This window comes from uncultured Leptotrichia sp., assembly GCF_938036635.1.
GTDB lineage: Bacteria > Fusobacteriota > Fusobacteriia > Fusobacteriales > Leptotrichiaceae > Leptotrichia > Leptotrichia hongkongensis.
Map to the genome: position 1 here is coordinate 1 of NZ_CALHQO010000211.1, position 1,013 is coordinate 1,013.

At 29.0% G+C, this 1,013-nt stretch carries 1 protein-coding gene; it reads right to left on the reverse strand.

Annotation, left to right across the window (positions count from 1 at the left end; translation table 11 throughout):
* The coding region (locus Q0370_RS04090; protein ID WP_299572491.1) for an AarF/ABC1/UbiB kinase family protein at positions 1-1,013 on the reverse strand (1,013 nt) is incomplete at both ends.

The window sequence follows — 1,013 nt, forward strand, 5'->3', positions numbered from 1 at the left end:
ATTTTTTTGAATTTTTTCCAAAATTGTTTTTAAATCTGTCGGCAAAGTTAGCCAGTTTTCAGAAAAAGTTTCCAGTTTTCTTGTTTCCTTTTTAAAAATATTAATCGGATTTATTCTCTCCTTTACAATTTTGTCCATATATGGCTGCATAACTTCATTAATATTAAGATTTGGATCTAAATGCCGTCCAATTCCTTCAATTTGCCCAATTCCCTTTATCAGCAAATAAATATCTTCTGAAAGTAAAATTTGATTATCACTGAATATTTTTCTCGCTTTTTCAAAAATTGTAACAATATCTATATTTTCTAGTGAATTTTCATCAATCATTTCGATTATCCCATAAAGTTCCCTCTCAAATTTCCTTTCATCTGGCACTTCAAATTTAATCGCTAATTCCTGTATTGTTTCAACCATTTTTTTCACATCTTTTTTTAGTGAATAAATAATCAAATTAATTAAAAATTCTCGCTCATTTGGATAAAGTTTTCCCATTGCCCCAAAATCAATAAATACAATTTGCCCATTTTCCTTTAAAAAAATATTTCCAGGATGAGGATCAGCATGAAAAAATCCATACTTCAAAAATTGCGTTAAATAAAGGTCAAGTCCAATTCTAGCTATTTTTTTAGGATCTTGCCCTATTTCTATTATTTTTTCCTTGTCGGTAATTTTAAAGCCTTCTATCATTTCCATTGTGAGAATACGATCGTTGGAAAGCTGCTTATACACAGTTGGCACATGAATTCTGTCATCCTCTTTAAAGTTATTTGCAAATCGCTGCATATTACGAAGTTCATTATTTAAGGAAAGTTCCTCATTTAGCACTTTCTCAAAACTTTCCACAATATTTCCAATATTCATTTTTTTTATATCTTCATAATAATTTTCCAAAGTTTTTGCAAGGTTTTTCATAATTTCCAAATCAATTTCCACAACAGGCTTTATATTTTCCCTCTGTATTTTTACAACGACCTTTTCCCCATTTTTTAATCTGCCTTTAAATACTTGTC